This window comes from Kitasatospora sp. NPDC056731 (assembly GCF_040687675.1).
Classification (GTDB): Bacteria; Actinomycetota; Actinomycetes; order Streptomycetales; family Streptomycetaceae; genus Kitasatospora.
Genome location: NZ_JBFBNR010000012.1, coordinates 217,021 through 224,314 on the forward strand (window position 1 = coordinate 217,021; position 7,294 = coordinate 224,314).

8 protein-coding genes and 2 pseudogenes are annotated in these 7,294 nt (G+C 70.0%); 7 read left to right on the forward strand and 3 right to left on the reverse strand.

From position 1 onward, the window contains the following. Positions 1 to 101 precede the first annotated feature (101 nt). Complete coding sequence (locus AB0R04_RS15820) at positions 102 to 293, reverse strand: hypothetical protein (protein ID WP_363371472.1); 192 nt, start codon at positions 291 to 293, stop codon at positions 102 to 104. Next, positions 290 to 547: a helix-turn-helix transcriptional regulator gene (locus tag AB0R04_RS15825; protein ID WP_363371474.1), complete on the reverse strand. Its 258-nt coding sequence runs from the start codon at positions 545 to 547 to the stop codon at positions 290 to 292. The genes AB0R04_RS15820 and AB0R04_RS15825 overlap by 4 nt, the downstream gene beginning before the upstream one ends. Before the next feature lie 222 nt (positions 548 to 769). Between AB0R04_RS15825 and AB0R04_RS15830 the strand changes: the two genes are divergently transcribed. Together AB0R04_RS15830 and AB0R04_RS15835 are read left to right on the forward strand one after the other, a co-directional pair. Continuing rightward, positions 770 to 1,225, forward strand: a complete 456-nt coding sequence (locus AB0R04_RS15830) for a helix-turn-helix transcriptional regulator (protein WP_363371476.1) — start codon at positions 770 to 772, stop codon at positions 1,223 to 1,225. 13 nt (positions 1,226 to 1,238) lie between these two features. Continuing rightward, entirely contained in the window at positions 1,239 to 1,712 is a 474-nt protein-coding gene (locus tag AB0R04_RS15835) for a hypothetical protein (RefSeq protein WP_363371478.1), read from the forward strand. Here AB0R04_RS15835 and AB0R04_RS15840 read toward each other — a convergent pair. Then, positions 1,676 to 3,238, reverse strand: coding sequence for a recombinase family protein (locus tag AB0R04_RS15840; protein WP_363371480.1), 1,563 nt, complete (start codon positions 3,236 to 3,238; stop codon positions 1,676 to 1,678). The genes AB0R04_RS15835 and AB0R04_RS15840 overlap by 37 nt on opposite strands. Before the next feature lie 48 nt (positions 3,239 to 3,286). Here AB0R04_RS15840 and AB0R04_RS15845 point away from each other — a divergent pair. From AB0R04_RS15845 to AB0R04_RS15865, 5 genes and pseudogenes are all read left to right on the forward strand, one after another. Then, a pseudogene (locus AB0R04_RS15845) lies at positions 3,287 to 3,889 on the forward strand (LLM class flavin-dependent oxidoreductase); the annotation flags it as partial. Then, the gene (locus AB0R04_RS15850) at positions 3,886 to 4,509 is read left to right on the forward strand and encodes an FMN reductase (RefSeq protein ID WP_363371482.1); all 624 of its coding nucleotides are present in this window, start codon (positions 3,886 to 3,888) and stop codon (positions 4,507 to 4,509) included. The pseudogene AB0R04_RS15845 and the gene AB0R04_RS15850, both read left to right, overlap by 4 nt. 309 nt (positions 4,510 to 4,818) lie before the next feature. Continuing rightward, positions 4,819 to 5,871: a Dyp-type peroxidase gene (locus tag AB0R04_RS15855; RefSeq protein WP_363371483.1), complete on the forward strand. Its 1,053-nt coding sequence runs from the start codon at positions 4,819 to 4,821 to the stop codon at positions 5,869 to 5,871. Between the two features lie 28 nt (positions 5,872 to 5,899). Then, complete coding sequence (locus AB0R04_RS15860; RefSeq protein WP_363371484.1) at positions 5,900 to 6,697, forward strand: family 1 encapsulin nanocompartment shell protein; 798 nt, start codon at positions 5,900 to 5,902, stop codon at positions 6,695 to 6,697. Between the two features lie 244 nt (positions 6,698 to 6,941). Beyond that, positions 6,942 to 7,294 (forward strand): annotated as a pseudogene (locus tag AB0R04_RS15865) (electron transfer flavoprotein subunit beta); the annotation flags it as partial.

Here is a 7,294-nt window from a genome sequence, read left to right on the forward strand (position 1 = left end):
TCCTTCTCGTGGTTCTCGTGGAGTTGATCAGCGGGTCGGGGCCGTCCCTGGTTGGCGCCAGAGGGGCGGCCGTAAGGCCCTGCAGAGCGGGCTGGCTTGCGTCATGCCGCCAGCGGCAGGACTTGCTGCTCCGACGCAGTGCGACGAGCGCGCACCCGCTGGAGCGCAGGTGCGAGGACCGGCCGCAGCTCGGCAATCAGTTCGGGTGTGGGCGGCGGTGCAGCCTCGACCCGGTGGTGAATTTCGGCCACAGTCGCTGCGCCGAGAATCGCGAGGCGTTCGGCCCGGGTCATGCGGCCTGTCCGCCGACGGCAAGGTCGTCGAGGCCTACGACGAGGTCGTCGAGACTGACCTTGTATGCGGCTGCGATGCGGGCCGCGGTGCGCAGGTTGGGTTGGCGGCTGCCGTTGCGGAGCCGGGCGACAAGGCCTCGGTTGAGGCCGGTCCGTACGGCGATTCGGCTGGTACTGGTGTCGCCGACGGCATCGGCTGTGCTGCGGAAAGCAATGACGTTGAAGTCGAATTCGGCGCTGTCGGTGCTGGGCACGGGTCACCTCCTCGGCGTCGCCCTGCTGTTCGCTGCGCTCTGACAGCAACCATAGCCCTAGTTGCTGCGCATTGACAGCAGTTGGGGGAAGTTCCTCCCCGGAAGCGCGAACGGCCGGGGTGTCTGTGGTCGAGATGTCCTGGATGTGTGCATGAGGACTCATGGCCCGACCGGTACTGTTGTCAGCTGACAGCAACCCTTTGTGGCGCTACCCTCCGCCTCATGTCGAACGGGGCTCCCTTCATGGACGCAGGACCCGCGGCGCTCGCCGCCTATGTCCGCCGGTACGCACCTGCTGCCGGCTACGACCTCGACGCCTATGGCGAGCAGTCGCGCTTGGCGCGCGCTGCCGACATGGGGACGGACGTGCTGGCGCGAATCCTCAACGGTGGGCGCCTGCCCAAGCCGGCCGCCCTCTGGCCTCTCGCCGAGGCACTAGGGCGCCCTTACCTCGAACTGCTTGTGGAAAGCGGAACAATCCCCGCCGAGGCGCTCGCGCATGTGCCAAGCCCGCCAGTAGCATCAAAGCCCATCACTGCTGATGCGCTAGCAGATCAGTGGGGTGTAACCGACGAGGCCGACCGCGAGTACGTCCGGGACTCCCTCGAACGACTCCGAGCCCTCACCCGCCGCTCTGCCAGCGGACGGGAGGGCGGAGGCCACGCCGCCAGCGGCTGAGCGGGGGGAACGAATGGCCATCAAGGCAGGGCGCTTGAATGTCATAGCGGCAGCAGTAGGCATCGCCGGACTGCTGCTCTTGGCCACCCGGACCGAGCCGGCGCTCGCGGGCATCCTGACCGGGGCTGCGTTGTCTGGTCTCGCCTGCCTCGCCGTGGTCGACCGCAGACTCTCCCAACTCGCGGCCCAAGGCGAAGAGCTGGCGGCCACCAAGGCTCAGTACGACGCCGCCTTCGCGACACTCTCCGGCCAGCGGGAGAGGCTGCGTACGACCATGGACTCCGAACTGGCCGGACGCCTCGCGGATCTGGAGAAGCAGCACCGCAGCGACTGCCTTCGGGCCAAGGCCGACGGTTACGTGGAGGGAGCCCTTGACGCCCTGGGCGGCCGAGTGGCTCCTGAGACCGCACCGGACGAAGCGGAGGTCATCTCGCTGGCCGCGTGGCGCCCTCAAGCCCCGGCAACCACGGACGAGCAGGGCTGCTGACCTCCCTCGGCAGGGATGTCCGGCCACTCGGTGAAGCCCGGCTCGCCAGCGAAGATCAGCCCGACCCGCTGACCCATCTCTTGATACCTGCTCCGATTCGGAGCCGGCCTGAGCTCCACCCGCACGATCTCCCGCAGGACATGGCGGCGCTGAGCCAGATCGAGCTCATGGTTCCAGATCTCGTCGACCTCGTCCGGAGTGACCGCGAGCAGCCGGTCCAGTACAGGGTCACCCGCGGAGATCAACTCGCGAACCCGTCTTTCCGCCGCCTGAATCATCGGGATGAGCCGCTGCTCAAGATCTGCAAGCGAAGCGACCGACAACCTGGGCAATCCTGTCGACGGATCAAACTCGGTGGCCTGCCTGCGGGCCTCCGCCAGCTGGCGAGCCATGACCTGCGCGCGCTCCCGCTCACGCTCCGCCTCTCCATCGTCGGGTGTCCCCTGAAGGGCTGCGCGGGCCTCGTCGGAGCAGATCCAGGCGAGGACAGCCTCTTCAACGAAGGCGTCCAACTTCTGCTCCATGATCGAGACATGCCCCAGATTGCACTCGTACCCGGGCTTGACCCGGTACTTCGCCCGCTCCCCGCGAGGCCTGAGCCGACCCTGCTTGGCGTTGCCACTCGACCTGCAGACGGAGCACAGAGCATCCCCGGTGAGCAGGTGCAGAAGGCCGGTCGTGTGAGCCTTGCGCCGATCGGGATCATCGAGCATCTGCTGCACGCGCCAGAAGACGGCCTCGTCGACGAGGGCCTTCCAGGCGGCCTTGTACTCGTCGCCCTTGTGGACACGAATGCCGATGTACGCCTTGTTGCGGAGAATCGCACGGATGCCGGTCTCGGTGATGTCCGGACGAAACGGACGCACGAGTGAGAGCAGGGACTTGATGTTCTTCCTTTCGGCGGCATCGGCGAAGAGCTCGACCACCACCGGCCCTTCGACGGGGTGCGGCACTTGGTCTACGAGCTCACCCGTTTCGGGGTCGTAGACGCGCTTGTAGCCGAACGGAACCCACCCCCACATGCCTCCACGTCGGGCCGTGAGTCGGGCGGTTCGCTCGTTCCGCCCAATGATCGACTCGCCTTCCTCTTCGGACTGGACGGAGTCCCGGGTGAACTCCTTGAAGTCCGCTGGCCGCCGCATGTCGTAGACGCGGCCGTCGTAGCACAGGAGAACGCCGGTGCGGTGACACAGATCGCGCAAGGCAACCGAGACGCCCAGGTTGCGGGAGATGCGGGAGCGTTCGGCGTAGACGATGACATCGAACTTGCCGGCCTCAGCGTCCGAGATCAATTCCTCGAAGCGCTCCCGGACCTTCGTTGCCCGCCGTGTCGCCGAGCGGTCCCGGTCCTCATACCGATCGACAATCTGCCACCCACGGTCGGCGCACTCCATCTCTCCGACAGTGAACTGGTCCTTGATCGACCGGCCTTGCTTGTGGCGGTCCCTCGAAGCCCGGCCATAGAGGGCAGCGCGGAGCGGCCGGGCCAGGGATTCGGATCGTGGCAGGGGGATCACGTTGCTCATGCCACGGCAGCATAGGCATCAACAGAGGCTTCCATCTCCTGTTTTCCAATAGCCGAACAGGCCGCCTACTACGGGGACGGCTTCTTCGCGAACAACATCTTCTGGCCCAAGGAGCACTTCCAGAAGCTGATCGAGCTCTACCGCGAGCGCTACGCCCACTACGGCCACGGCACGCCCGAGCAGGCGTACGTCGGCCTCGGCGGGCAGGTGTTCATGCGGCGCAACTCGCAGGACGCGGTGCGGGAGTTCCGCCCGTACTTCGACAACGCGCCGGTGTACGGGCACGGGCCCTCGCTGGAGGAGTTCACCGAGCAGACCCCGCTGACCGTGGGCAGCCCGCAGGAGGTCATCGAGAAGACGCTGGCCTTCCGCGAGTCCTTCGGCGACTACCAGCGCCAGCTGTTCCTGATGGACCACGCCGGCCTGCCGCTGAAGACCGTGCTGGAGCAGCTGGACCTGCTCGGCGAGGAGGTCGTGCCGGTGCTGCGCGAGGAGTTCGCCAGGAACCGCCCGGCCGCGGTGCCGGACGGGCCGACGCACGCCGCGCGGGTCGCGGCCCGCAACGAGGAGTCCCTCGGTGGGAAGTCCCTCGGTGGGAAGTCCGTCGGTGGGAAGTCCGTCGGCGGGGAGACCATGGAGGTGGCCAAGTGACCGCGTACCGGCTGGTGGTGGTGAGTGCCGGGCTGAGCAAGCCGTCCTCGACCCGGCTGCTGGCCGACCGCCTCTTTGAGTCGACGGTCCGTCAACTTTCCGATGGCGGGCGGAAGATGGACGTCACGGTGGTCGAACTGCGTGACCTGGCAACGGAGATCGCCCACCACTTCGTCACCGGCTTCCCCGGCGCGGCACTGCGCCGGGCGATCGACGCGGTGATCGGGGCGGACGCGGTGATCGCGGTGACGCCGATCTTCACCGCCTCCTACAGCGGCCTGTTCAAGTCCTTCTTCGACCTGGTCGACCACGACGCGCTCACCGGCAAGCCGGTGCTGATCGCCGCCACCGGCGGCACGCCCCGGCACTCGCTCGCCCTGGAGCACGCCGTCCGGCCACTGTTCAGCTACCTGCGTGCGGTGGTGGTGCCGACCGCCGTCTACGCGGCCACCGACGACTGGGGCGCGGCGGGGGACGGGCTCACCGACGGCCTCCCGGGCCGGATCGACCGCGCGGCGGGCGACCTGGCGGCCCTGCTGGCCGGCCGCGGCCCGGCGGCGCCGGCGCTGCCCGAACAGGTGGTGCCGTTCGCCGAGCAGCTGGCGGCCCTGCGCGGCTGACAGCCGGGGTGGAAGGGGCGGGCGCGTGACGGCGCGTCCGCCCCTTCCGCGTGCCCACCGGCCGCGGGCGCCCCCGAACGGCCTCGGCGGACGGTGCGTCCGGGAGGGCCGTTCGGGGGAGTGCCGCCCGCGCCGAATGGTCCGCTATGGGGTGTAATCGTACGCATGATCAGATGTCCGCTGATCCGTCACGCCGCTGGTCCGTCACGCCGTCGGCCCGCCCGGTCGGCGGCAGCCGCGGCACGCTGACCACCGGCCATGAGCGGGACGCCGCCCGGCCTCCCGCGCCACCGTGGAGGAACCCTCGCCATGCAGGCCGAACCGCAAGCCGTGCTCTCCCCGCTGACCAGCGCGGCGGTCTTCCTGGTCCTCACCGTCGAGCCCGGCGGCGAGGACGCCGTCCGCGACCTGCTGCCCGACCTCGCCGGGCTGCGCCGCGCGGTCGGCTTCCGGGCCCCCGAGGGCGGCCTCACCTGCGTCACCGGCATCGGCTCGGACGCCTGGGACCGCCTCTTCGACGGCCCCAGGCCGGCTGGCCTGCACCCCTTCCGGGAGGTGGCCGGCACCCGCCACCGGGCCCCGGCCACCCCCGGCGACCTGCTGCTGCACCTGCGGGCCGCCCGGATGGACCTCTGCTTCGAGCTGGCCGGCCGGCTCACCGGCCGGCTGGCCGGGGCGGCCACCGTGGTGGACTCCGTCCAGGGCTTCAAGTACTTCGACGACCGGGACCTGCTCGGCTTCGTCGACGGCACCGAGAACCCCGAGGGCCGGGCCGCCGAGACCGCCGCCGTGGTCGGCGCCGAGGACCAGGCCTTCACCGGCGGCAGCTACGTCATCGTCCAGAAGTACCTGCACGACCTGGACGCCTGGAACGCGCTGAGCGTCGAGGACCAGGAACGGGCGGTCGGCCGCACCAAGCTCACCGACATCGAGTTCGACGACGACGCCAAACCGGCCGACTCGCACGTCGCGCTCAGCACCGTGACCGGGCCTGGCGGCGAGCAGCGGCAGATCGTCCGCTACAACATGGCCTTCGGCTCGTTCGACCGCGGCGGCGAGTTCGGCACCTACTTCATCGGCTACGCGCGCGATCCGGAGGTGACCGAGGAGATGCTGCGCAACATGTTCGTGGGCCGCCCGCCCGGTACCACCGACCGGCTGCTCGACTTCTCCACCGCCGTCACCGGCTCGCTGTTCTTCGTCCCGACCGCCGACTTCCTCGACGCCCCGCCGCCCGCGCCGTCGGCGCCCCCGGTGCGGTCGGCGCCGCCCGCTCCGTCCGCGCCGAGTGCTCCCCTCGCGCCGAGTGCTCCCCCCGCGACCGGCTCGCTCGGCATCGGCAGCCTGCGCGGCACGCCCTGAACCGGACCTCCCGACAAGGACCCGCACCATGAACAACCTGCACCGCGACCTCGCCCCCGTCTCCGCCGCAGCCTGGGCGGAGATCGAGGAGGAGGCCCGCCAGACCTTCAAGCTCCACATCGCCGGCCGCCGCGTGGTCGACCTGAACGGCCCCGACGGCTCCACCCTCGCCGCCGTCGGCACCGGCCACCTGACCGGCATCGAACCGCCCGCCGACGGCGTCCAGGCCCACGCCCGCGCCGCCCAGCCGGTGGTCGAACTGCGCGTCCCCTTCACCGTCCGCCGCGAGGCCGTCGACGACGTCGAGCGCGGCTCCCGCGACTCCGACTGGCAGCCGGTGAAGGACGCCGCCCGCACCATCGCCCTCGCCGAGGACCGCGCCGTCTTCGAGGGCTACCGCGCCGCCGCCATCGAGGGCATCCGGGCCGGCTCCACCAACCCGCCGGTCCGGCTCCCCGAGGACGTCCGCGAGTACCCCGAGGCCGTCAGCCGCGCCCTCACCGCGCTGCGCCTGGCCGGCGTCGGCGGCCCCTACTCGCTCCTGCTCGGCGCGGACACCTTCACCGCCGTCAACGAGACCAGCGACCACGGCTACCCCGTCCACAACCACCTCGCCCGCCTCCTCGACGGGGACATCATCTGGGCCCCCGCCATCGAGGGCGCCCTCCTCCTCTCCACCCGGGGCGGCGACTTCGAACTCTTCCTCGGCCAGGACGTCTCCGTCGGCTACCTCTCCCACGACGCCGACACCGTGCGGCTCTACCTCCAGGAGTCCCTCACCTTCCGCGTCTACACGGGGGAGGCCGCCGTGGTGCTGGCCGCCTGAGGGCGCTGAGGGCGCCCTGAGGCCCAGCGCACACCGGGAAGGGTACTGAGTTCCTTTACCAGGGGTACTGAGTGCCGTATCCTCTTCGTGGAGCCTCCGACACCAGTCGAAGAGCGCCGACACGGTATGCCGGTCCAGGTGGCGCTCACGGCGCGCAGGGCGCGGCCGGGCCGGGATTGGCACTCAGTACCCTCGGCATGACGTGAGGCCATCGACCAGTGCGACCGTGACAGGAGAACCACTCATGAGCTTGAGGATCGTCGTCTGTGTGAAGTACGTGCCGGACGCGACGGGTGACCGTCGGTTCGCGGACGACCACACCACCGACCGGGAGGGTGTGGACGGCCTTCTGTCGGAGCTCGACGAGTACGGCGTGGAGCAGGCGCTGCGGATCGCGGCGGCGAACGAGGGCGCCGAGGTGACGGTGCTGACGGTCGGGCCGGACGATGCGAAGGACGCGCTGCGCAAGGCGCTGTCGATGGGTGCGGACAAGGCCGTGCACGTGAACGACGAGGACATCCACGGTTCGGATGTGATCGGGACGTCGGCGGTGCTGGCGAAGGCGCTGGAGAAGACCGGGTTCGACCTGGTGATCGG

Bases quoted from the DNA above. Each gene is read 5' to 3' on its own strand.
- AB0R04_RS15820 (WP_363371472.1), bottom strand. From the start codon at position 293: ATGACCCGGGCCGAACGCCTCGCGATTCTCGGCGCAGCGACTGTGGCC.
- AB0R04_RS15830 (WP_363371476.1), top strand. From the start codon at position 770: ATGTCGAACGGGGCTCCCTTCATGGACGCAGGACCCGCGGCGCTCGCC.
- AB0R04_RS15835 (WP_363371478.1), top strand. From the start codon at position 1,239: ATGGCCATCAAGGCAGGGCGCTTGAATGTCATAGCGGCAGCAGTAGGC.
- AB0R04_RS15840 (WP_363371480.1), bottom strand. From the start codon at position 3,238: ATGAGCAACGTGATCCCCCTGCCACGATCCGAATCCCTGGCCCGGCCG.
- AB0R04_RS15855 (WP_363371483.1), top strand. From the start codon at position 4,819: ATGCAGGCCGAACCGCAAGCCGTGCTCTCCCCGCTGACCAGCGCGGCG.
- AB0R04_RS15860 (WP_363371484.1), top strand. From the start codon at position 5,900: ATGAACAACCTGCACCGCGACCTCGCCCCCGTCTCCGCCGCAGCCTGG.